This is a genomic window from Streptomyces sp. NPDC046859 (genome assembly GCF_040645135.1).
GTDB lineage: Bacteria > Actinomycetota > Actinomycetes > Streptomycetales > Streptomycetaceae > Streptomyces.
This window is the reverse complement of the sequence record NZ_JBEYXR010000029.1, coordinates 56,824-78,421: the sequence shown is the minus strand read 5'-3', so window position 1 is coordinate 78,421 and position 21,598 is coordinate 56,824. Positions and strand designations below refer to the sequence as shown.

The 21,598-nt window shown below is 73.4% G+C and carries 21 protein-coding genes; 10 read left to right on the top strand and 11 right to left on the bottom strand.

All coding sequences use genetic code 11. The features are described from left to right. Positions 1-23 precede the first annotated feature (23 nt). Positions 24-1,316 carry a GAF domain-containing protein gene (locus ABZ899_RS30875; RefSeq protein ID WP_361352454.1) on the bottom strand — a complete coding sequence of 431 codons (1,293 nt, stop codon included), beginning with the start codon at positions 1,314-1,316 and terminating at the stop codon, positions 24-26. A 263-nt stretch (positions 1,317-1,579) separates the two neighbouring features. Next, positions 1,580-3,214 carry an acyl-CoA dehydrogenase family protein gene (locus tag ABZ899_RS30870; protein WP_361352451.1) on the bottom strand — a complete coding sequence of 545 codons (1,635 nt, stop codon included), beginning with the start codon at positions 3,212-3,214 and terminating at the stop codon, positions 1,580-1,582. A gap of 113 nt (positions 3,215-3,327) precedes the next feature. Between ABZ899_RS30870 and ABZ899_RS30865 the strand changes: the two genes are divergently transcribed. Beyond that, complete coding sequence (locus ABZ899_RS30865; RefSeq protein ID WP_361352448.1) at positions 3,328-4,473, top strand: YihY/virulence factor BrkB family protein; 1,146 nt, start codon at positions 3,328-3,330, stop codon at positions 4,471-4,473. A 182-nt stretch (positions 4,474-4,655) separates the two neighbouring features. Here the strand turns inward: ABZ899_RS30865 and ABZ899_RS30860 are convergent, their stop codons facing one another. Further along, positions 4,656-5,015: a hypothetical protein gene (locus tag ABZ899_RS30860; protein ID WP_361352445.1), complete on the bottom strand. Its 360-nt coding sequence runs from the start codon at positions 5,013-5,015 to the stop codon at positions 4,656-4,658. A gap of 64 nt (positions 5,016-5,079) precedes the next feature. On the opposite strand from ABZ899_RS30860, the gene ABZ899_RS30855 reads away from it, so the two are divergent. Together ABZ899_RS30855 and ABZ899_RS30850 are read left to right on the top strand one after the other, a co-directional pair. Next, on the top strand, positions 5,080-6,039 hold the full coding sequence (locus tag ABZ899_RS30855; protein WP_361352481.1) for an AraC family transcriptional regulator: 960 nt from the start codon (positions 5,080-5,082) through the stop codon (positions 6,037-6,039). After that, on the top strand, positions 6,032-6,715 hold the full coding sequence (locus ABZ899_RS30850) for a helix-turn-helix domain-containing protein (protein ID WP_361352442.1): 684 nt from the start codon (positions 6,032-6,034) through the stop codon (positions 6,713-6,715). The genes ABZ899_RS30855 and ABZ899_RS30850 overlap by 8 nt, the downstream gene beginning before the upstream one ends. On the opposite strand, the gene ABZ899_RS30845 is transcribed toward ABZ899_RS30850, so the two are convergent. Beyond that, on the bottom strand, positions 6,701-7,099 hold the full coding sequence (locus ABZ899_RS30845; protein ID WP_361352439.1) for a VOC family protein: 399 nt from the start codon (positions 7,097-7,099) through the stop codon (positions 6,701-6,703). The two genes, ABZ899_RS30850 and ABZ899_RS30845, sit on opposite strands and share 15 nt — an antisense overlap. A gap of 74 nt (positions 7,100-7,173) precedes the next feature. After that, the gene (locus ABZ899_RS30840; protein ID WP_361352436.1) at positions 7,174-7,806 is read right to left on the bottom strand and encodes a VOC family protein; all 633 of its coding nucleotides are present in this window, start codon (positions 7,804-7,806) and stop codon (positions 7,174-7,176) included. 105 nt (positions 7,807-7,911) lie between these two features. Between ABZ899_RS30840 and ABZ899_RS30835 the strand changes: the two genes are divergently transcribed. Then, positions 7,912-8,553, top strand: a complete 642-nt coding sequence (locus tag ABZ899_RS30835; protein WP_361352433.1) for a ThuA domain-containing protein — start codon at positions 7,912-7,914, stop codon at positions 8,551-8,553. A 101-nt stretch (positions 8,554-8,654) separates the two neighbouring features. Here the strand turns inward: ABZ899_RS30835 and ABZ899_RS30830 are convergent, their stop codons facing one another. Next, positions 8,655-9,797: a ferritin-like protein gene (locus tag ABZ899_RS30830; protein WP_361352430.1), complete on the bottom strand. Its 1,143-nt coding sequence runs from the start codon at positions 9,795-9,797 to the stop codon at positions 8,655-8,657. A 284-nt stretch (positions 9,798-10,081) separates the two neighbouring features. Here ABZ899_RS30830 and ABZ899_RS30825 point away from each other — a divergent pair, with 284 nt between their 5' ends. Continuing rightward, positions 10,082-11,641, top strand: a complete 1,560-nt coding sequence (locus tag ABZ899_RS30825; RefSeq protein WP_361352427.1) for a carboxylesterase family protein — start codon at positions 10,082-10,084, stop codon at positions 11,639-11,641. Positions 11,642-11,730: 89 nt separating this feature from the next. Here ABZ899_RS30825 and mmuM read toward each other — a convergent pair whose 3' ends face one another. The 3 genes from mmuM to ABZ899_RS30810 form a co-directional block, all read right to left on the bottom strand. Next, complete coding sequence (mmuM, locus tag ABZ899_RS30820; protein ID WP_361352424.1) at positions 11,731-12,654, bottom strand: homocysteine S-methyltransferase; 924 nt, start codon at positions 12,652-12,654, stop codon at positions 11,731-11,733. 239 nt (positions 12,655-12,893) lie between these two features. Continuing rightward, positions 12,894-13,691, bottom strand: a complete 798-nt coding sequence (locus ABZ899_RS30815; RefSeq protein ID WP_361352421.1) for a hypothetical protein — start codon at positions 13,689-13,691, stop codon at positions 12,894-12,896. Then, positions 13,684-14,463, bottom strand: coding sequence for a GntR family transcriptional regulator (locus ABZ899_RS30810; protein WP_361352418.1), 780 nt, complete (start codon positions 14,461-14,463; stop codon positions 13,684-13,686). The genes ABZ899_RS30815 and ABZ899_RS30810 overlap by 8 nt, the downstream gene beginning before the upstream one ends. Before the next feature lie 114 nt (positions 14,464-14,577). Here ABZ899_RS30810 and ABZ899_RS30805 point away from each other — a divergent pair, with 114 nt between their 5' ends. From ABZ899_RS30805 to ABZ899_RS30785, 5 genes are all read left to right on the top strand, one after another. Further along, positions 14,578-15,615 carry an ABC transporter ATP-binding protein gene (locus tag ABZ899_RS30805; RefSeq protein WP_361352415.1) on the top strand — a complete coding sequence of 346 codons (1,038 nt, stop codon included), beginning with the start codon at positions 14,578-14,580 and terminating at the stop codon, positions 15,613-15,615. A 61-nt stretch (positions 15,616-15,676) separates the two neighbouring features. Further along, on the top strand, positions 15,677-16,870 hold the full coding sequence (locus ABZ899_RS30800) for an ABC transporter substrate-binding protein (protein ID WP_361352412.1): 1,194 nt from the start codon (positions 15,677-15,679) through the stop codon (positions 16,868-16,870). Positions 16,871-16,877: 7 nt separating this feature from the next. Next, a complete protein-coding gene (locus ABZ899_RS30795) occupies positions 16,878-17,762 on the top strand; it encodes an ABC transporter permease (protein ID WP_361352409.1) in 885 nt (294 codons plus the stop codon). 35 nt (positions 17,763-17,797) lie between these two features. Continuing rightward, positions 17,798-18,613 (top strand): ABC transporter permease, encoded by an 816-nt coding sequence (locus ABZ899_RS30790; RefSeq protein WP_361352406.1) that lies wholly within the window; start codon positions 17,798-17,800, stop codon positions 18,611-18,613. 361 nt (positions 18,614-18,974) lie between these two features. After that, the gene (locus tag ABZ899_RS30785) at positions 18,975-19,394 is read left to right on the top strand and encodes an NUDIX hydrolase (protein WP_361352479.1); all 420 of its coding nucleotides are present in this window, start codon (positions 18,975-18,977) and stop codon (positions 19,392-19,394) included. On the opposite strand, the gene ABZ899_RS30780 is transcribed toward ABZ899_RS30785, so the two are convergent. Next, a complete protein-coding gene (locus ABZ899_RS30780; protein WP_361352404.1) occupies positions 19,381-20,109 on the bottom strand; it encodes a hypothetical protein in 729 nt (242 codons plus the stop codon). The genes ABZ899_RS30785 and ABZ899_RS30780 overlap by 14 nt on opposite strands. A gap of 27 nt (positions 20,110-20,136) precedes the next feature. Further along, the gene (locus ABZ899_RS30775; RefSeq protein ID WP_361352402.1) at positions 20,137-21,525 is read right to left on the bottom strand and encodes a hypothetical protein; all 1,389 of its coding nucleotides are present in this window, start codon (positions 21,523-21,525) and stop codon (positions 20,137-20,139) included. Positions 21,526-21,598 lie beyond the last annotated feature (73 nt).

Sequence of the window (21,598 nt, the reverse complement as noted above, 5' to 3'; positions counted from 1 at the left end):
GCGCCAGAAGGTTGTGGACCGGGTCATCCCGGCCGCGACCCCGCTCCCCGCGCGCGGACGATCCCGGGCGCCGTCGAGTGCGGCAGCAGGGCGCCCGTGTCCCGCGGCAGCAGCACCTCCACCTCGGCGTCCTCCCGGAACCGGTACGGCCGGTGCTCCAGATGCGCCCCGAGGTAGCGGCGCACCCGCGACATCTCGGCACGCACCGTCACCGTGCGCCGCGCGTCCCCGAACATGTCCTCCGCCAGGCCCGCCGCGCTGCGCCCGCCCCGGTCCATCGCCAGCAGGCACAGCAACTCGGCGTGCCGGGGACTCAGTTCGTGACTCCAGGTCCCGGCACCGCCGGACACCGTCACCGACCAGCGGCGCGGCTCGCTCAGATCCAGCGTGATCCGGGTCGCGCCGGGCGTCCCGGGTTCGTCGCAGGCCCGCAGCAGCCAGCCCCCGGCCAGCGGCTCCATCGTGCACAGCCCGAGCGGCGGCAGCCATCTGCGCCCCGGCACGGCCGACTTGGGCAGCGCGACCCGGTGTGTGTACGGCATCCCCGTCACCGCCGCGGTCCAGCCGTCCCGGTCCACGACGACGGCCCGCCCGGTCAGCCGGGCCAGCGCCGGCGCCGCCACCGCCCGTAACCGCTCCAGCGACGCCGTGTGCAGCTCCCGCAGCCGGGCCTCGGCCAGCTTGGCCACCGAGCCCACCCAGGCGAGCGTCGCCGGATGCATCGTCTCCAGCGGCCCGCTGACGTCCACCACGCCGATCAGCCGGCCGTCCCGCGGGTCCGTGATCGGCGCGCCCGTGCACGTCCACGAGGTCTGCGAACGCTGGAAGTGCTCGGCGGCGAAGACCTGCACCGGCCGGCGCACCACCGCCGGGGTCCCCACGCCGTTCGTGCCGACGATGCTCTCCCGCCAGTCCGCGCCGAGTTCGAAGCCGAGGCCGTCGGCCTTGCGCAGCACCGAGGGGCTGCCCTCCCGCCACAGCACCCGGCCCTCCTCGTCGGCGACGACCATGATGTGGTGGGCGACGTCCGCGACCGACAGCAGGCCCTCGCGCAGCACCGGCAGCACATGCCGCAGCGCGGTCTCCTCCCGCCGCCGCTGCACCTCCTCCCGGGACAGCAGACCCGCGCGGACGTCGTGCTCCGGGTCCACGCCGCTGCGCAGCATGCGTTCCCAGGACTGCTCGATCACCGGGCGCGGCGCGACGGGCGCGCGCCGCCCGGAGAGCGTGGCGGAGCGGACGTCGCTGAGCACGCGCGCGGCCCGTGCCGTGTCCATGGCGGCCAGCTGTGTCACGTCCGTCGGCGAGAGCGCCAAGGGTCCTCCCGGCAGAAGAGGTCTCAACCTGACTGTGCGTCTCATAGTGTGCGTCTCATAGTGCCGGTCCGGCGCACACGGAAGGACACGGTCCGCACACAGACGCCAACAAGTTGCAACCCCTTGCAACCCTGGTGGACGGCTCTGGCCTGATCGAGACTGTAGCGACGCCGTCCCGAGCGGCGTCAGCCGCCTCGAACGGGTCGGCAGCGGGGGTGGTGCCGTGTCGGCGCAGCACCACCCCCGCCTCGCTTCCGCGCAGGTCAGGAGAGTGGCCGGGCCCGCTCGACCAGGGCGGCACGGGCCAGGCCGTGCGGCAGCGTCCCGAACGCCGCGCCCGCGTCGCCGCCGAGCCGCGACGCGCAGAACGCGTCGGCGACGTCCGATGGCGCGAAACGCACCAGCAGCGACCCCTGGAGCACCAGCGCGAGCCGCTCGGTCACGCGCCGGGCACGCGCCTCGGCACCCTCCAGATCGGCCAGTTCCGTCAACAGCCCCCTGATGGCCGTGTCCAGGCGGCGATCGGCGCCCCGGGCCAGGCCGACCTCCCGCAGGTACGCGTCCAGCGCCGTCGGCTCCCGCCGCAGCACCCGCAGCACGTCCAGGGCCTGGACGTTGCCCGCGCCCTCCCAGATCGAGTTCAGCGGCGACTCGCGGACCAGCCGGGGCAGCTGCGACTCCTCGACGTACCCGTTGCCGCCCAGGCACTCCGCGGCCTCCACGGCCACCGGCGCGCACCGCTTGGTCACCCAGTACTTGGCGGCCGGCACGGCGATCCGCAGCAGCGCCCGCTCCTGCTCGCCCCCGTCGTCGTAGCAGGCCGCCAGCCGCAGGGCGAGGGTGGTCGCCGCCTCCGACTCGACGGCCAGGTCGGCCAGGACGTTGCGCATGAGCGGCTGGTCGACCAGCTTCGCCCCGAACACCTCGCGGTGGGCGCAGTGGTGGATCGCCTGCGCCACCGCCTGCCGCATCAGCCCGGCCGAGCCGAGCACACAGTCCAGGCGGGTCGCCGCGACCATCCCCATGATGGTGGGCACCCCGCGCCCCTCCTCACCGACCCGGCGCGCCCACGTCCCGTCGAACTCGACCTCCGCGGACGCGTTGGACCGGTTGCCCAGCTTGTCCTTGAGCCGCTGGATGAGGAACACGTTGCGGCTGCCGTCCTCCAGCACCCGCGGCACCAGGAAGCAGGTCAGCCCCCCGGGCGCCTGCGCGAGCACCAGGAACGCGTCCGACATCGGCGCCGAGCAGAACCACTTGTGCCCGGTCAGCGCGTAGGTGCCGGACTCGGCGAGCGGGTCCGCTCGCGTCGTGGTGGCGCGGACGTCGCTGCCGCCCTGCTTCTCCGTCATGCCCATCCCGAACAGCACGCCCGCCTTCCGCGCCGCGGGCCGCAGCTCGCGGTCGTAGACGACGGACGTCAGCCGCGGCTCCCATTCGGCGGCCTGACCGGGATCGGTGCGCAGGGCCGGGACCGCCGCGTGGGTCATGGACAGCGGACAGGTGTTGCCCGCCTCCACCTGCGTCCACAGGACGAACGCGGCCGCCCGCCGCACATGGCCGCCGGGCCGCGTCCACGCCGCCGTCAGCCCCGCCGAGACGCCCTTGCCGAGCAGCCGGTGCCAGGACGGATGGAAGTCGACCTCGTCGACGCGGTGGCCGTAGCGGTCGTGGGTCCGCAGCCGCGGAGGGTTGTCGTTCGCCAGCACCCCCCACTCCTGCACCTGCGCCGACCCGCACGTCCGCCCGAGGGCCGAGAGCTCACCGGCGGCCTCGTCCCGCAGCTCCGGCGGCAGATGCCGTTCGACGGCCGAGACCAGGGCCCGGTCGGCGGTGTACACGTCGTACCCGGTCAGGGGCGGGGGCTGGTTGGTCACGCTGTGAGTGCTGCCTGCCATGCCGGTGAACCTATCCCTCCAGAACGCCGTGCTGCCCAGCCTGACACGGCCGGCCGTGCCCCGCGGCGGGCGCCCCGATGAGAGCGCCCGCGCGCGGCGGATACCTTTGGTTCGTGCAGCCAGCAAGTGAATCCCCCGAGCAGCCCTCCGGCCGTCTCCACCGGGCGCGTGCCCTCTACCGGAACGTGTCGAAGCGCAGGACCGCCTGGCTGCTGCTGAAGGACACGGTCAACTCGTGCATCGAGTACCGCATCCTGGGGCTCGCGGCGGAGGCGGCCTTCTTCACGCTGCTGTCCGTCCCCCCGCTGCTGCTCAGCCTCATCGGCCTCCTCGGCTACGTCGACGACTGGACCGGCACCGACACCATCACCAGCCTGGAGACCAACCTCCTGGAGGCCTCCCGCACCGTCCTGTCCGACAAGGGCGTGCGCCAGATCGCCCAGCCGATCCTGGACGACGTGATGAAGGGCGGCCGCCCCGACGTGATCTCGGTGGGCTTCCTGTTCGCCCTGTGGTCGGGGTCGCGCGCGGTGAACGTCTTCATAGACACGATCACCGTGATGTACGGCCTCGACGGGGTGCGCGGCATCGTCAAGACCCGGCTGGTGGCCTTCCTGCTGTTCCTCGCCGCTCTGCTGATCGGCTCGGTGGCGCTGCCGCTGATGGTGGCGGGCCCGGACGCCGTGGTACGGATCCTGCCCTGGTCGGAGACCCTGGTGCAGGTCCTGTACTGGCCCGTCGTCACCGTCCTGTCCGTCGCGTTCCTGACGACGCTGTACCACGTCTCCGTGCCGGTGCGCTCCCCGTGGATCGAGGACGTGCCCGGCGCCCTGGTCGCCCTCGCCATGTGGGTGCTCGGCAGCTTCCTGCTGCGCATCTACCTCACCAGCACCATCGAGGGCGCCACGATCTACGGCTCCCTCGCCGCGGCCGTCGCCGTCCTGCTGTGGATCGGCGTGTCCGCCTTCGCCGTGCTCGTCGGGGCCGCGGTCAACGCCGCGATCGACCGGGTCTGGCCGGCCGCCGCGACCGCCGCGGCCCGCGAGGCCAACGAGCGGGTGCGCGAGGCCCAGGTCGCCGAGTACGTGGCGCGCGCCGCGGCCGGCCTGGAACACGACCCCGACGACCCGGACATGCCGTCCGAGTTCCCCGAGCGCTGGTCCCGCTTCCTGCCGCCGGAGGACGTCACGTCCCGGCTGCGGACCCATGTGAAGAACCCGCACCACCACCACCCGCACAAGAAGAACGGCGACTCCTAGGGCCTTTCGTTTGGATCAGCCCGGCTGTGGCCGACGGGACATGGTGACGTGCCCGAGCGGGGTCTGGTGCGTGCGGCCGCAAGGCGGAGGAGGGAGTCGACGCGGAGCGTCGGCGAGTGACGACAACGCCGCGGATGCGCGTGCCAGACCCCGCGACGCCGGGATGATCCAAACGAAAGGCCCTATGCGACGGGGGGGCCGGTCGTCCACGCACCCGCCGCCGTGGCCTCCCGCACGCACGTGGAGAAGTCGCGCGGGGCGCGTCCGAGCACGTCGCGCCCATCGTCCGTGAGCTGCGTGTTGCGCCCGTCCAGCAGCGTCTCGAAGACCTCCACCAGAAGCCCCGCCTGCTCGGCCGGCACCCCGAACCCGGTCAGCGCCTCCCCGTAGGCCCGGGTGGGCACCGGCGTGTACACGACCGGGCGTCCCGTCGCCGCGGAGATCGCCGCGACCGCCTCCCGCCAGGCGAGCAGCCGCGGCCCGGTCAGCCGCAGCGTCCGCCCCGCGTACCGGTCACCGTCCGCCAGCACCGCCGTCACCACGTCCGCGATGTCCCGGAAGTCGACGAACGGCTCCCTCCCCTACGCGGACGTCTACCCTGACGGCATGGACGCCCTCGCCGGTCTGCTCGACGGCCCCCGCGCACGCGGTGCCTTCATGATCCGCGCGTGTTTCGACCCGCCGTGGTCCGTCCGCGTCGAGGACCGCGCCCCGCTCACCGTCATGGTCATGGTCCGCGGCGAGGCGTGGGTGACGCCCGACCGGGGCGAGCCGGTCCGGCTGCGCGCCGGCGACCTCGCCATCGCCCGCGGGCCGGACCCGTACACCTGCGCCGACGACCCGGGCACCGCTCCGCAGGCCCTGATCCTGCCGGGCGCCGAGTGCCGTCACCCCGACGGACGAGCCCTCAACGGCTCGATGGACCTGGGCGTGCGCGCCTGGGGCGACCGGCCGGACGGCTCGGCGGTCCTGCTGATCGGCACCTATCTCCGGGAGGGCGAGATCAGCGGGCGGCTGCTGAACTGCCTGCCCCCACTGCTGACGCTCACCGCGGACACGGGGGGCTGGCCGCTCACCCCCTACCTGATGACGGAGATCGTCCGGGACGCGCCCGGCCAGGAGGTCGTCCTGGACCGGCTGCTCGACCTGCTGGTCATCGCCGCGCTCCGGTCCTGGTTCGCCCGCCCCGAGGCCGAACCCCCGGCCTGGTACCGGGCGCTGGCCGACCCGGTCGTCGGACGGGCGCTGCGGCTCCTCCAGGGCGACCCGGCCCACCCGTGGACCGTGGCCTCGCTGGCCGCGAAGGCCGGGGTGTCCCGGGCCGCGCTGTCGCGGCGGTTCACCGGCCTGGTGGGGGAGGCGCCGATGACGTACCTCACGGGATGGCGGCTGGCGCTCGCCGCGGACGCGCTGCGCGACACCGACGACACCCTGGAGGCCATCGCGCGGCGTGTCGGCTACGGCAGCCCGTTCGCGCTGTCCAGCGCCTTCAAACGGGTGTACGGGGTGAGCCCGCAGGAGCACCGGCGGCGCCCGGCCACGGCCCGGGAGGACGCCCGTGTATGAGGAGCGGGCGTCCCGGCTGCCGGGGGCCGTCGTCTGGACGAACACCCCGGACGCGTCCGACAGCGGGCGGGTCCTGCCCGACGGCTGCATGGACCTGCTGTGGCACGAGGGGCGGCTGCTGGTCGCCGGGCCCGACACCCGCGCCCAGGCCACCGGGGGCACGGCGGGCGTCTGGAGCGGCGTCCGGTTCTTCCCGGGGACCGCACCCGCCCTCCTGGGCGTCCCCGCGCACGAACTGCGCGACCGGCGGGTCGAGCTCGCCGACCTGTGGCCCGCGTCCCGGGCACGCCGGCTCGGCGCCCGCGTCGGGGCCGCGGCCGACCCGCGGACCGCCCTGGAGGACGCCGCCCTCACCCTTGCCGCCGGCGCGCAGCCCCCCGACCTGCTGCTGCGGCACCTCGTCGGCGCGCTCGGCGCCGGCCGCCCCGTCGCCGCCGTCGCCGGGGAACTGGAGCTCGGTGCCCGGCAGTTGCACCGCCGCTCCCTGGCCGCCTTCGGGTACGGCCCCAAGACCCTGGCCCGCATCCTGCGGCTGCAACGCGCCCTGCGGCTGGCCCGCGCCGGTGTGCCCTTCGCGGAGACCGCCGCCCGCGCCGGCTTCGCCGACCAGGCCCATCTCGCCCGTGACGTCAAGGACTTGACGGGCGTGCCCCTGCGAGCGCTACTCGCCGGCTAGCGGCGCGAACAGGTCCACGCCGTTGCCGTCCGGGTCCTGGACGACGGCGTAGCGCTGCCCCCAGAAGGCGTCCCACGGCTTGAGTTCGCCGCGGTACCCGGCGGCCACCAGGTCCTCGTACACGGCGTCCACCTCGGCCGGGCCGTCGCACCGCAGGGCCAGCGCCGCGCGACCGCCCCCGGTGGGCGGTCGCCATCCCGGGTGGAAGGACCGGATCGTGTCCTCGGTGTCGAGCAGCAGCCGCACCCCGCCGGGCGGCGCGGCCTCGGCGTGCGGCTGGTCCTCGGCGCCCTCGGGGAAGGGGAACCCGAGACGCCGGTAGAAGGCGACGGATGCGGCCATGTCGGAGACGACGAGTCCGACGGCATCGAATCGTGGAGTCATGGGGCCACCGTAGGCACCGGGGGAGAGCCCGGTCTTGAAGGAAACGGACACGGAGGCGGGGCCGCGGCCCGCGCTCAGCCGAAGGTCACCGGCCCCCTGGGTGTGTCCACCGTGAACGACAGGCCGACCGGGCCCGTCGTGAGGGTGAGCTCCGTGCCGAGCGACCGCACCAGGGGCCGGATCCCGGCCGGGTCGGGCGCGCTCGCCGACATCGTCAGCAGGGGGGTGCGGGGCAGGTCCGCGGCCGTGGGGTGCGGCGCGTCGCCCCAGTCGATGAGGAAGGGCACCAGACCGGACGGATGGGCGTCCTCGCCGTCGGTGAGCCGCCACCGCAGCAGGGTGCCGTCGGGCCGGCGCCTGCTCATCGGCGTCGCGGGACCCGGGTCGTACCCCTGATCCCGGGCGGACGCGATCGCCGCGTCCAGATCCGGCGGGGCGATCGCCCAGGTGAGGGTGCGCGCGGTGGTGAGCCCGTCGGCCTCGAACGGCCTCGGACCTCCCGGAGCGCACTGCTCCGGGTCCGGCCCGATGATCTCCAGATAGCTGCGGTCGCCCAGCGCCACCAGGTGGTTGCGGGTGCCGCGTCCGACATGCACACCGCCGGGGGCGGGCGCCACTCCCGTGCGCCGGGTGAACTCGGCGACGGCCGCGGCGAGATCGGGGGCCGCCAGGACGAGATGGTCCAAGAACGGGGGGATGGCATTCATCCCGGCCGAGGCTACGCAGCGCCCCCGCCCCGAGGGAACACCCCCGCGCGGGCCGGGAGTTCACACCGGGACGGCCCGGCGGGCCCGCCGTCTACGCTGGACCGCATGGCCGTACGACTCCTCGTCTTCACCCGCACCACCGACTACCGGCACGCGTCCATCCCGGCCGGGGTGGAGGCGCTGCGCATGCTCGGCGGGTTCGAGGTGGACCACACCGAGGACCCGGCGGCCCTCGAACGCCCCCTCGACGGCTACGCGGCCGTCGTCTTCCTCTCCACCAGCGGCGACGTGCTCACCCCGGCCGGACGCGACGGGCTCCTCGCCTACGTCGGCTCCGGCGGCGGCTTCGCCGGCGTGCACGCGGCAGCCTGCACCGAGTACGGCTGGCCCGCCTACGGCGACCTGCTCGGCGCCCGCTTCGACCGGCACCCCGCGTACCAGCCGGGCAAGGCCGTCGTCGAGGACCGCGACCACCCCGCCACCCGGCACCTGCCGCCCATGTGGGAGCTCACCGACGAGTGGTACGACTTCCGCCGCAGCCCCCGCGGCGCCGTCCGGGTGCTGGTCTCCGCCGACGAGTCGTCGTACGACGGGGGCGGCATGGGCGACGACCACCCGCTGGCGTGGTGCCGCGAGCACGGCGCCGGGCGCGTCTTCTACACGGCCCTCGGCCACGCCGCCGAGCTGTACGACGACCCCGCCTTCCGCGAGCATCTGCGGGGCGGGATCGGCTGGGCGGCGGACTGACGGCGTCCCGGCCGGGCTCCCGCGTGCCCGTTGTACGCGGGAGCCCGGCCGGTGCGGCGAGGGCTCGTGCCGCACGACAGGCGGTACCTCGCGGGCACGTCCTAGCGGCGTGGCCGGGGCAGCGCGTGGAACTGAGGGCCGTAGGTGCCCCGGCGGTCCGGCAGCGGGGTCTCCATCAGCTCCACCGCCGGGGCCTCCAGGCCGCGCATGGTGCGGATGCCGGCGCCCAGACTGCGGTGCCCGCCGCCCGCCCAGGCGTCGTCCAGGGAGTCCAGCACCGTGCTGTACATGGCGTCGAAGCGGAACAGCAGCCCTCCGACGTGCACCGACGCGCGGGGCCAGCCGCCCACCGGGACCCGCGCCATCGGGCGCGCGACCGGGAACGGCACGGGCGGGCCGACGTACCGCCAGCCCGCGTCCGTCCGCCGCAGCTCCCGGCCGTGGTAGATCTCCCCGAACGCGTAGTAGTGCGCCGGGTTGTCGTCCGAGAACGAGTCGTTCGGCGAGGACGCCGTGCCCTCGCCCTGCTCCCGGATGACCTCGATGGCGTGCTCGACGTCGTCCAGGGTCCGCACGACACGCAGCTCGTCGGAGTCGATGCGCCGGCTCACCTGGCCCCGCGTCGACAGCTCCGGCCGCACCGCCCGGAACGCGCCCAGCATGCCCTCGTAGAACTCGCCGACCGTCGGGGACGGCCGCGCGCTGCGGACCAGCGACTCCTCGGGCGCCTCGATCGCCATCATCACGTCCCGGACGAAGGGCTTGGTGAGCCCCGACAGATAGACGTTCACACCCGCCCGCACCCCGCCGGGCAGCGGCCCCGGGTAGACGGGCGCGGCGGCCTTGACCTGCGGCCGGCCGCCGATCGCGACCAGCAGGTTGCAGACGATGCCCAGGTGGTACATCTCGTCGCCGACGATGCGCCGGATCATCCGCGCGACCTCGCTGCGCCGGTCCTTCACCGACCACCAGCCGCACAGATAGGGCGGGATCGTCGCGAGTTCCAGGCCGACGGCGACCTGGAGCGCGGACCGCAGCCAGGCGACCCCGCGGGCGTCCTCGGGGACGGCCATCAGCCGGGCCACCGAACCGAGCCGGGCCGCGGCGGCCGGCGCACCCGCCGGGGGCGCGGCCTGCGCGGTGCCGGCGACCGCGGCCGGCGCTCCGGCCGCCAGCGCGGCCGACGCCAGGAAACTCCTGCGCTTGAACGGGCCGACCGCCGGCTCGTCCGGCTCTTCGCTCATACCCGTCTACCTCGCCTCAGCTCATAGGGCGGGCCCCGCCCTGTGCTCGACGCATCCCCACGGGGCCCCTGCGACAGCTCGCGAAGCTAGCAGCGATCACGGCCGCCATCAGGGCACACGTGCCGAGCGGCGCCGCGACCACCCGGCCGGTCCAACGCCGTGCCCCGGCACCGTGACGTACGCCGAACGGCCGTACCGGGCCCCCGTCCGATGGAATATCCGGCCAGAATGAGGTGCTCTGATCTTCACGGTGCACGAGCGCGGTGGAGGAGGCTGACGGACGTATGACGGCACTCCCGACGGACCCTGTGGTGAGGACGCCCCACGGCGCGGTACGGGGCAGATACGAGCACGGTGTCGCGGTGTTCAAGGGCATCCCCTACGCGGCGCCCCCCTTCGGCCCGCGCCGGTTCCGGCCGCCGGAGCCGCCCGAGCCCTGGGACGGCGTGCGCGACGCGCTCGCGTTCGGCCCGACGGCGCCCAAGCCGCCCTACTCCGAGGCGTTCGCGCAGTACCTCTCCGACCCGTCCGTGCCCGGCGACGACTGCCTCAACCTCAACGTGTGGACACCCGACCCCGCTCCCGGCGCCCGGCTGCCCGTCATGGTGTTCCTGCACGGCGGCGCCCTCACCCGCGGCTCCTCCGGGGTGCCCGTGTACGACGGGCACGCCTTCGCCCGCGACGGGATCGTCCTGGTCTCGGTGAACTACCGGCTCGGCGTCGAGGGCTACGGCTACTTCCCGGACGCCCCCGCCAACCCGGGCCTGCGCGACCAGCTCGCCGCCCTGGAGTGGGTGCACGCGTCCATAGCGGCGTTCGGCGGCGACCCCGACCGGGTCACCCTGTTCGGGCAGTCCGCCGGCGCCATCAGCACCGGCGCGCTGCTCGCCGCCCCGCAGGCCCAGGGCCTGGTGCGGCGGGCGATCCTGCAGAGCGGGCCGCCCGAGGCCGGCGGACGGGACAAGGTGCGGCGCATGGTGCGCCGGATGGCGACCCGGCTGAAGATCCCCGCCACCGCCGCCGCCTTCGCCGAGGTCGACCGCGAGCTGCTGCTGCGCACCCAGGGCGAGGTGGGCCGGCTCAGCTCGCCCGTGCTGGGCGGACCCGCCTTCGGGATCGTCGTCGACGGGGACCTCGTCCCCCGCGACCCGCTGGAGGCGCTCACCGAGGGCGGCGCCGCGGCGGGCGTCGAGCTGATGATGGGCTGGACCAGGGACGAGTACCGGCTGTGGCTGGTGCCCGGCGGCCTCCTGGAGCGCGTCGACCGGCTGGGTGCCGTCGCCCTCGCCGGAGCCATGGCCCGCTGCCACGTCGGCGCCGACGTGGCCCGCGGCTACCGCGCGCTGCACCCGAAGGCCGGCACCGCCGAGATCGTCGGCCAGATGGTCACCGACCACCTGCTGCGCGTGCCCCTGCACCGCCTGGCCGACGCCCGCCCCGGATCGTCGTACGTGTACGAGTTCGCGTGGCCCTCCAACCTGCCCCACCTGGGCTCCTGCCACGCCCTGGAGCTGGGCTTCGTCTTCGACACCGGCGACTCGCCGGAGTCCCGCAAACTGGCCGGCGACGGCGCCCCGCAGGAGCTCGCGGACGAGATGCACCGGGCGTGGGTGCGGTTCGCGACGGACGGCGACCCCGGCTGGCGGCCCTGGGACCCCACCCACCCGGTGCGGATCTTCGGCGACGGCGAGACCCGCACCGACCTCGGCCCCCGCGACGCCGAACTGGCACTGTGGACGCCCCACCCCCTCCCCGTCCCGGCCGACGGCGCCCCCACCCGGGGCACGGAGATGCGGGCGGTGGTCCGCCGCCTACGTCTGCCGGGAGCGGTCCGCCGCCACTGAGGGCCGCGCCACCCGCATGCTCCCGGTGTGCCGCCGTCCGGTACCGCCGTCCGCGGGACCGGACACCGGGGGACCCGGGCGGCGGGGTGTCACGCCCGGGGCGTCAGTGTCCGTGCGATGGCGGTGATCGTCTTCGGTGCGACCCGGCAGCAGCCGCCGATCAGGCGGGCGCCCGCCGCCTGCCACGCGCGGGCCAGTTCGGGGGCGAGGGTGGTCCGGCCGTCCCAGGTGCGGGCCTTCGCGTCCCAGGACTCGCCGCTGTTGGGGTAGACGACCACCGGCCGGCCCGTCACCCGGGCGGCGATCTCGACGGCGCCCTCGACATCCTCGGGGGCGCAGCAGTTCACCCCCACCGCGATCACCTCGCCGGCGCCGGCGGCGAGCGCGAACGCCTCCTCCAGCGGCTGCCCGGCGCGGGTGCGGTCCCCGCTGACCGAGTACGACAGCCAGGCCGGGACGCCCAGCCCGCGGACCGCCCGCAGCAGCGCCTCGGCCTCGTCGGCGTCCGGGACCGTCTCCAGCGCGAGCACGTCGGGCCGGGCCGCGGCCAGGACCTCCAGCCGGGGCCGATGGAACCGCTCCAGCTCGGCGACGCTCAGCCCGTACCGCCCCCGGTACTCGGAGCCGTCCGCGAGCATCGCCCCGTACGGCCCGGCGGACGCCGCCACCCACAGCGGCCGGCCGATCCCGCGGGCCCGCGCCCGCCGGGCGGCCTCGCGCGCCAGCTCCACGCTCGACGCGATGAGCCCGGCGGCCCGCTCACGGTCCAGCCCGCGCCGCGCGAAGCCCTCGAACGTGGCCTGGTAGCCGGCGGTGATCGCCACGTCCGCGCCCGCCTCGAAGTAGGCCAGGTGGGCCTCGACGATCGCCTCGGGCTCCTCCGCGAGCAGCCGGGCCGACCACAGCTCGTCGCTCAGGTCGTGGCCCATGGCCTCGAGCTGGTTGGACAGACCGCCGTCGAGCACGACGGTGGTCGAGGCGAGGGCCTCGGCGAGGGTCGGCGTGCCGTTCATGTCCGCGACGGTAGCCGAGGCGCCGTGCGACGACGCGGTGACGCCGCAGGGGCTCTGGCGCGGTGGGCCGAGGTCGAGGCGCTGGACCGCTGCGGCGGCCCGACGCCCGGCGAGTAGGTCGTGTCCGAAAAGGCCATCAGAGGCGGCAGTGCCCGGTCGGCCCAGCGGGGCCTGGGCGCAGGCAACGTGCCGACGCAGTACAGCGGGTGACCTCTGTCGGTAGGGGGAGGGTCGGAGACCTACGCACGCCCTACCGGCGGAGTCGTGACCAGGATGAGGGGGATGTCACCGCAGGGTCGCAGCCGCAGCCCGCCGTGTTCGACGCCGTCCGCCGGTCCGGCCAGTACGGCCCCGAAGTCCGGGCCCTTGACGAGAGAACCGGCCAAGTAGTCGGTACAGGTCGAGGCGGCGACACGGCCGCGCGCGTTGACGAGGAAGGCAGGGCCGGACAGCTTCTGCATGACCGGCATCACCGCCGCCTCGAAATGCGAGAGGTACACGTCCGCCGCGGCCACTCCCGTGAAGCGGCCCCCGACCGCCACCGGCACGGACAGGGTGAGGCTGTACTCGTCGGAGCAGAGATAGTCCACGTACGGCCCCGCGACCGCGCGCCGCCCGGTGTCGCGGGCCAGTGTGAACCAGTCCCAGTGGGTGTAGTCGGAGTACGCCGAGTGCTCCGGGTCCAGGTCCAGCACCAGCGGGCGCACAGCACCGCCCGCGCCGATCTGCCACCATTCGAGCCATGCCGATACGTCGGCGAGCAGCCCCGGAGCGGCCACGAAACCGGCGCCGGAGACCAGATCGAGTCGCGTGAGCCGGCTGTGCAGGCCGGGGCGGAGCGCGGCGAGGTCGCCGGTGAGGGGCCGCCGGCCGCTCTCGGTGGCCGAGGCCAGGAGTGCCGCCGCGTCCGTACCGGTCTCGGAGACGGCGTCGAAGACGCCCTCCAGGGTGTCGCGGACGCAGGCTGCCACGTCGGCGGCCGTCACCTCGTCAAGGATGTCGGGTCCGCCGCCTGTGGGACGGGGACTGCTACCCATAGGTGTTCTCCTGGGGATGGGGACCACCAGCGGAGCTGGAGGAGCCGAGGCGGAGTTCGACCAAGCGCGCCATGCACAACTGGACACACCCCTCGATCTGGGCTCTCGCCCGCTCGGCGGCACCATCTTGCAGTGCGGAGATCACGGTGCGGTGACGATCGCACACGTCGTTGAGATACCCCTCCTCGCCGAGCACGAGAGACAGCAGCGCCCCCACCTCGGTCTGGATGCCGATCTCCTCCCGGGTCAGCCGCGCGGACTGGGCCGCGGCGGCCAGTTCCACGTGGAAGCGCCCGTGCACCCGGCTGCGTGCCGCGCCGTCGGCCGCCTTCGTCAACTGCTCAACAGACCTGCGCAGTGGGAGCAGATCCCCGGGCTCGGTGCGCTGGGCCGCGAGCCGGGCGGCGGCCCCCGAGATGGCGGCCCAGTGGTCGCCGAGGTCACGGAGTTCCTCGGTGCTCCAGCCGACGAGGAGGCTCCGCAGCCGCTCCTCGGCGGGACCTTCGGGAACGGTGACGAAACTGCCTCCGCCCCGCCCCCTGCGGGTGGTGACCAACCCCTGCTGGCGCAGCGCCATCAGTGCTTCACGCAGGGTGACGGTCGAGACGCCGAGCTGTGTCGCGAGGTCGGACTCGCCGGGCAGTTGCTCCCCGTCCGCCAGCAGCCCGAGCTCGATGGCGTCGCCGAGCCGCCGCACGACCGCGTCCACCCGGGCCTGATTGTCGACGGGCGTGAAGACGGTCCGCCGGGCGCCACCCGGGTCTCGCGTCACGGCAACCACCCCTGTTCGTTGACTCAAGCTTTAACTTAGCGGGGTATTGAAACTTGAACTATGACTTCATATGTTTAAAGTCAACGTCCGGCAGCGCCAGAAAGGTTCCCGCCCATGGAAGGGAAAGCCGTCCGACTGCAGAGCCTGTGCAAGTCCTTCGGGCAGACGCAGGCCGTAGCCGGAGTCGATCTGGACATCGCGGACGGCGAGTTCTTCTCGATGCTGGGGCCGTCCGGATCGGGCAAGACCACCGTGCTTCGGATGATCGCCGGCTTTGAGCTGCCCACCAGCGGCACCATCGAACTCGCCGGGAGGGACGTGACCCGCCTCGCCCCCTTCGAGCGGGATGTGCACACCGTCTTCCAGGACTACGCGCTCTTCCCGCATATGACGCTCGAACAGAACGTCGCCTACGGTTTGAAGATCCGCAAGGTTCCCAAGGCCGAGCGGCTGGGGCGGGCCCGCGAGGCACTGGCGAGCGTGCGGCTCGAAGGCCTCGGCGACCGCCGGCCGTCCCAGCTCTCCGGAGGCCAGCGGCAGCGCGTGGCGCTGGCCCGGGCCCTGGTCAACACGCCCAGGGTGCTGCTGCTCGACGAGCCGCTGGGCGCCCTCGACCTCAAGCTGCGCGAGCAGATGCAGATCGAACTCAAGGAGCTGCAGCGCGAGGTCGGCATCACCTTCGTCTTCGTCACCCACGACCAGGAGGAGGCGCTGACCATGAGCGACCGCATCGCGGTCTTCAACCAGGGCCGCATCGAGCAGGTCGGCACCCCCGCCGAGATCTACGAGCGTCCCGCCACGCCCTTCGTCGCCGGCTTCGTCGGCACCTCCAACCTGCTCACCGGCCAGGCCGCGGAGCGGGTGGTGGGCACGGCCGGCACCTTCAGCATCCGTCCGGAGAAGATCCGCGTGCTGAAGGAGGACCGGGACAGCAGCGAGCCGGGGTGCTCCAGCGCCGTCGGCACCGTCGCTGAGGTCGTCTACCTCGGGGACGCGACTCGTTTCCTCGTGGACCTCGACGCCGGGGGGCGGCTCACCGCCCTCCAGCAGAACCTGGAGACCTCGTCCGAGGACGTCGCGGCCTACCGCGGCTCGCGGGTCAGGCTCCAGTGGCAGCCACGCCACAACGTCCGTGTTCCCGAAACGCAGTGATCGCACCACCTCGCATGTCCTGTCGCCGCCACCCTTCCCCCCATCCCCTGTGGAGCTCTCCGTGCGCATGTCCCGTTCGCTGAAGGCCGCCACCGCGGTCGGCGCCCTCCTCCTCGCCACCGCCTGCGGCTCGTCCGGCTCGCCCTCGGCAGCCGGCGGCTTCAACCCGCCCGACCTCAAGGCGCAGAAGAAGCTCGGCAAGACCGAGGGCGAGGTGAACCTCATAGCCTGGGCCGGCTATGTCGAGGACGGCTCCAACGACCCGAAGGTCGACTGGGCCAGCGACTTCGAGAAGCAGACCGGCTGCCAGGTCAGCACCAAGACCGCGGCCACCTCCGACGAGATGGTCAGCCTGATGAAGTCCGGTCAGTACGACGCGGTCTCGGCCTCCGGCGACGCGTCGTTGCGCCTGATCGCCTCCGGCGACGCCGCGCCCGTCAACACCAAGCTCGTCCCCAACTACAAGGACGTCTTCGCCGGTCTCAAGAACCAGGACTGGAACTCCGTCCAGGGTGTCCCGTACGGCATCCCGCACGGCCGCGGTGCCAACCTCCTCATGTACAACACGGAGAAGGTCTCCCCGGCCCCCGACTCCTGGTCCGCCGTCTTCGACAAGGCCTCGGCCCACAAGGGCAAGGTCACCGCGTACGACTCACCGATCTACATCGCGGACGCCGCCCTGTACCTGATGAAGAGCAAGCCGTCGCTGGGCATCAAGAACCCCTACGCCCTGGACCAGAAGCAGTTCGACGCCGCCGTCCAACTGCTCAAGGAGCAGAACGCCAACATCGGGGAGTACTGGGGCGACTACCTCAAGGAGATCTCCGCCTTCAAGAGCGGTGACTCGGTCGTCGGCACTGCCTGGCAGGTGATCGTCAACGCCGCACAGGCGGAGAAGGCCCCGGTCGAGGCGGTGCTGCCGAAGGAGGGCGCGACCGGCTGGTCCGACACCTGGATGATCTCCGCCAAGGCCAAGCACCCCAACTGCGCCTACAAGTGGATGGACTGGATCATCTCTCCCCAGGTGAACGCCCAGGTCGCCGAGTACTTCGGCGAGGCCCCGTCCAACGCCAAGTCGTGTGCCCTGACCTCGGTGAAGGACCACTGCGCCACGTACCACGCGGCCGACGAGCCGTACTGGAAGAAGGTCCACTTCTGGACCACGCCCGTCCCGCAGTGCCTGGACGGCCGCAAGGACACCAAGTGCGTGCCCTACAGCAAGTGGGTCCAGGCGTGGATCGAGATCAAGGGCTGAGCATCACATGACGAAGACCGTGCCGACCGCCGGATTCGTCCGGCGGTTCGCCGGGACCCTGCACCGCCGTCCCCGGCTGCAACTGTCCCTGCTGCTCTCCGCGCCGCTGGCCTGGCTCGTCCTCGCCTACCTCGGCTCGCTCGCCGCGCTGTTCACGTCCGCGTTCTGGACCACGGACAGCTTCACCTCAAGCGTGGTGAAGGTCTGGAACACGGACAACTTCACCGCCCTGTTCACCACCGACGTCTACCGCCAGGTCGCCCTGCGCAGCATCGGCGTCGCCCTCGTGGTCACCGTCCTGTGCGCCGTGATCGCCTTCCCGGTCGCCCTCTACACGGCCCGGATCGCGCGGCCTAGGTGGCGGCCCCTGCTGGTGGTCGCCATCCTCACCCCGCTGTGGGCCAGCTATCTGGTCAAGGCGTACGCCTGGCGGCTCATGCTCGCCGAGGGCGGTCTGCTGGACTGGCTGCTGGCGCCCCTCGGCCTCCACGGACCCGGCTACGGATTGACGGCCACCGTTCTGGTGCTGACCTACCTGTGGCTGCCGTACATGATCCTGCCGATCCACGCCGGGCTCGAACAGCTCCCGGCCAGCCTGCTGGACGCCTCCGCCGACCTCGGCGCCCGCACCGGCCGGACCTTCCGCCTGGTGGTGCTGCCGATGATTCTGCCGTCCGTCGCGGCCGGCTCGATCTTCACCTTCTCGCTCAGCCTCGGCGACTACATCGCCGTGCAGATCGTCGGCGGCAAGACCCAGCTGATCGGGAACCTCATCTACTCCAACATCACCCTCGACCTGCCGCTCGCCGCGGCGCTCGGCACCGTACCCGTGGTGATCATCGTGTTCTATCTGCTCGCGGTGCGCCGCACCGGAGCCCTCAGCAGCCTCTGACAGCCTCTGACGGTACGCAAACCGAAGGCCCCTCGATGAATCTCTCCCGCCCCGCGCGTATCACCGTGCGCATCGCCGCCGCGCTCGGCTTCGCGGTCATCTACATCCCGCTGCTGCTGGTCCTGGTCAACTCCCTGAACCCGGACCGCAGCTCGGGCTGGCCGCCGCCCGGACTCACCTTTCACTGGTGGGGCGACGCATGGCGGAGCACCGGTGCCCGCGCCGCACTGTGGACCTCGGTCAAGGCCGGGCTCGGCGCCACCGCGATCGCCTTGGTCCTCGGCACGCTCATCGCCTTCGCCGTCCAGCGCTTCAGGTTCTTCGGCCGGGAGACCATCTCCTTCGTGATCGTCCTGCCGATCGCGCTGCCCGGCATCGTCACCGGCGTCGCGCTCAACACCGCCTTCCGGACGGTCCTCGAACCGCTCGGCGTCGGCCTCGGCATGTTCACGGTCGTCGTCGGTCACGCCACCTTCTGCGTCGTGGTCGTCTTCAACAATGTGGTCGCCCGGCTGCGCCGCATGGCCGGCTCGTACGAGGAAGCCGCCATGGACCTGGGCGCACACACCTTCCGCGCCTTCGTCGACATCACCTTCCCCCTGGTGCGTTCCGCGCTCGTGGCAGGCGGGCTGCTCGCCTTCGCGCTGTCCTTCGACGAGATCGTGGTGACGACCTTCACGGCCGGGCCCGGCGTCCAGACCCTCCCCGTCTGGATCTTCTCCAACATGGCCCGGCCCCAGCAGGCGCCCGTGGTCAACGTCGTCGCCGCGGTCCTCGTCCTGCTGTCGGTCATACCGATCTACCTCGCCCAGCGGCTGTCGTCCGACACCGCCTCGGGCAGCAGGATCTGAGGAACCCCCATGGCCCGGCGCTCCCGCGACGCTCCGGACCCGCGGGGGTCCCGAGCTGATGCCCCATCCCTACGAGCGGGTCCGGAGGAGGGACGTCCCGTCAGGGAACCCTCGAGTTCGGCCGGCACCAGCCGACCGGCCGCGCTGTGAAGCCGAAAGATGACACTCGCTCGCCCTGGCCCGTCTGCGCGGACACCACCACGCAACGGCCCGACGCAACCACTCCCGCCGACGGACCGCCGACGAGCCCACCGGGTAGATCACCGCAGACTGGAGTACTACGCCCCTGTTAGCCTGGAACCGTCCCCGGGTATCAGACCCTTTGGACTCATCACCGGCGAGGGACCGAGGAACCATGGCCATGGACATCCCCGGCGACAGGCGACTGGCGGCCGCCGTCGTGATGGACGAGGACCGGCGTGTCCTCCTGGTCCGCCGCAGTGTCAAGGAGCGTTTCCTGCCCCGGGTGTGGGGCGTCCCCTGCGGAAAGCTGGAGCCCGGCGAGCGCCCCGAGGACGGCGCGTTGCGGGAGCTCAAGGAGGAGACCGGCCTGCTCGGCGAGGTCGTCCGCAAGGTCGGCGAGTCGTCGTTCGTCAGCGACTACCGGGGCCACGAGATCAAGAACTGGCAGGACAACTTCCTGGTCCGCCCGCTGACTTCCGCGATCACCCTGCCCGAGCCCGACCAGGACTCCGTCTGGCTGAGCCGGGCCGAGCTGACCACGGTGGACGTCGACGCCTACAACCTCGACGTCGTCCGGCAGGCCTTCAGCCGGACCTGAGACGGTCCGCGAGGTCCCGCAGCGCCGCCAGGTACTCCGCCACCGCCAGCGGCACCTTCGCCACCGCCCCCGGATGCGGGCCCGCCGCCGTGAACACGTCGGTGCGCCGCCGCCGTCCGGCCCCCGTCTCCAGGAACAGCGTCACCGTCGGCTCGTCCGTGTCGCACCACGCCCGGTGCAGGGTGTGCGCGGGCAGCGCGTACGAACTGCCCGCCGCGTACTGGCCGGTGTGCGTCAGCCGCAGCCGCGCCTCGCCGGCCGCCACCAGCGTCCAGTCCGCCGACCCCCGCGCCAGCGACTCCTCGTAGCGGGCCGCCGCGACACCGGCACCGTCACCGGACACCTCGTACAGCTCCATGGCCAGCCGGCCCCGCACGACGTAGGAGGCCAGCGGGGAGCGGTGGTTGTGGATGTCCTCCTTGCCGATCGCGCCCGCGTCCGGATGCCACACATGGGCGCGCAGCATGTGCCGCGGCCCCGCGTCGATCAGCAGCAGCTTGTCGAAGCCCAGCACATGGCGGTACGACAGCCTGGCCGTGCCCTCCGGATCGCCCGCACCGGCGGCCAGTTCGGCGACGAGCCCCGACAGCGTGCCGTCGGCGCCGAGTTCGCCGACGACCCGGCGGGCGGCCGCCGCCAGCTCGTGCTCGGGCAGCTCACCGTCGAGCGCCTCGGCCAGCAACCGCCGTGCCGCCTGGATCCGCCGACCACCCATGCACCCGTCCTCCCGCACCACCGCGGCTCATCCGCTTGGCCGATACATCCATACGGCATGGGCGCGCAGCGCCGAAAGGCCCTGATACGTCATCCACATGGGCCGGCGCAGCTGGGTGCCGTCGCCGCCGCGGCCCCAGACCCAGATCCCGTCGGTCTGCCCCGCCCACACCGCGGCGAGCGCCCCGTCCAGCCGGATCCGCCACTCGTCCTCCAGGCCCTCGGCCCGCGCGACGGCCACCGCACCCGGCGTGAGCAGGGCGCGCACCAGCCAGGACGCGGTGAAGTGCCGCACTCCCAGCACCTCGTGCCGGGACGGGTCGTCGCTGCGGGGGCGGCGCACCTCCTCGTGCAGGTTCTCCAGGTCCGGGCAGGTGTCGTGCGGTGCGTCCGGGCAGGCCAGCAGCCAGCGGATGCCGTCCTCGCGCGCGGTGCGGGCCCGCTCGCCGCGTGCGTCGGCGTCCTCGCCCAGCACCCGCGCGGACCGGTCCAGGGCGACCACGGCCTGCGCGGTGTGCAGCGGCGACGGCCTGCCGTACGGCGGCTGGAGCCGGTAGCCCCAGCAGCGCAGATGGTCGCGGCGCCCGTCGCTGATCGCGCCGTCCGCGAGGGCCTCGCGCAGCAGGGACAGCAGCGGCGAGCCGGGCGCGGCCCGCAGCAGCCCGCGCAGCACGGTCGTCACCACATGCGTCGATTCCCAGCCCGCGCGGTCGTGTTCCCGGGTGAACGCGGCCGTGCACCGCTCCACCTCGGCGTCCAGCCGGTCGGCCGGCACGCCCGCGCGGGCCAGCGCGCCCAGCACCAGCGCGGTCACCTCGGGTCGCGCCTCGTACCCCTGGGAGCGCGCCGACCAGCCGCCCTCCGGGAGCCGCAGCCGCCACAGCGTCTCCACCAGGTCGCCGGTGCCGAGCCGCCCGTCGGGCATCCCGAGGTCGAGCATCATGTGCAGGCCGTACGCGGTGCCCACGGAGGTCGGCCAGGACGGGGTGCTCTCGCCGAGGGAGTGCGGCCAGCCGGTGAGGCGCCCGCGCCGCGGGTCGTCCACGACGGACACCTGGTCGACGAGGGCGTCGTAGGCGGAGGCGAACACCAGCGGGAGCGGGCCGGACGCCCCCGTGCCCCGCGCGTCGCGGCCACCGCCGCCCTGGCCTCCCGCCGCCGCTCGGGCGCGCAGCAGGGCGGCCGCCAGCCAGACCGCGACGAAGGTGCCCAGCCCGCTGACGCCCGAGATCAGATACCGGGCGGCCGAACCGTCGAGCGAGTCGGGCAGCACCCCGAACAGGGCCTGGAAGACGGCGTATCCGGCGGCCGCCGCGCCGAGTCCGCCGAGCCAGCCCACGAAACGGACCGGCGGCGAGCCGGCCGCGGGCTCCCCGTCCGGGGCGGGAGGTGCCGGCTGCGGTCGCCGGGATCTCAACGGGCCGCGTCCTAACTGCTGTTGGGACAAGACGCGCTCCCTCCCCCGTGGCGGCCGCGTGAGGCTTCCGCGA

What these genes read in the sequence shown, in the direction of transcription:
- ABZ899_RS30805 (WP_361352415.1), top strand. Translation starts at nt 14,578, where the DNA reads ATGGAAGGGAAAGCCGTCCGACTGCAGAGCCTGTGCAAGTCCTTCGGG.
- ABZ899_RS30825 (WP_361352427.1), top strand. Translation starts at nt 10,082, where the DNA reads ATGACGGCACTCCCGACGGACCCTGTGGTGAGGACGCCCCACGGCGCG.
- ABZ899_RS30830 (WP_361352430.1), bottom strand. Translation starts at nt 9,797, where the DNA reads ATGAGCGAAGAGCCGGACGAGCCGGCGGTCGGCCCGTTCAAGCGCAGG.
- ABZ899_RS30815 (WP_361352421.1), bottom strand. Translation starts at nt 13,691, where the DNA reads ATGGGTAGCAGTCCCCGTCCCACAGGCGGCGGACCCGACATCCTTGAC.
- ABZ899_RS30855 (WP_361352481.1), top strand. Translation starts at nt 5,080, where the DNA reads ATGGACGCCCTCGCCGGTCTGCTCGACGGCCCCCGCGCACGCGGTGCC.
- ABZ899_RS30790 (WP_361352406.1), top strand. Translation starts at nt 17,798, where the DNA reads ATGAATCTCTCCCGCCCCGCGCGTATCACCGTGCGCATCGCCGCCGCG.
- mmuM (WP_361352424.1), bottom strand. Translation starts at nt 12,654, where the DNA reads ATGAACGGCACGCCGACCCTCGCCGAGGCCCTCGCCTCGACCACCGTC.
- ABZ899_RS30845 (WP_361352439.1), bottom strand. Translation starts at nt 7,099, where the DNA reads ATGACTCCACGATTCGATGCCGTCGGACTCGTCGTCTCCGACATGGCC.
- ABZ899_RS30840 (WP_361352436.1), bottom strand. Translation starts at nt 7,806, where the DNA reads ATGAATGCCATCCCCCCGTTCTTGGACCATCTCGTCCTGGCGGCCCCC.
- ABZ899_RS30795 (WP_361352409.1), top strand. Translation starts at nt 16,878, where the DNA reads ATGACGAAGACCGTGCCGACCGCCGGATTCGTCCGGCGGTTCGCCGGG.
- ABZ899_RS30870 (WP_361352451.1), bottom strand. Translation starts at nt 3,214, where the DNA reads ATGGCAGGCAGCACTCACAGCGTGACCAACCAGCCCCCGCCCCTGACC.
- ABZ899_RS30780 (WP_361352404.1), bottom strand. Translation starts at nt 20,109, where the DNA reads ATGGGTGGTCGGCGGATCCAGGCGGCACGGCGGTTGCTGGCCGAGGCG.
- ABZ899_RS30835 (WP_361352433.1), top strand. Translation starts at nt 7,912, where the DNA reads ATGGCCGTACGACTCCTCGTCTTCACCCGCACCACCGACTACCGGCAC.
- ABZ899_RS30785 (WP_361352479.1), top strand. Translation starts at nt 18,975, where the DNA reads ATGGACATCCCCGGCGACAGGCGACTGGCGGCCGCCGTCGTGATGGAC.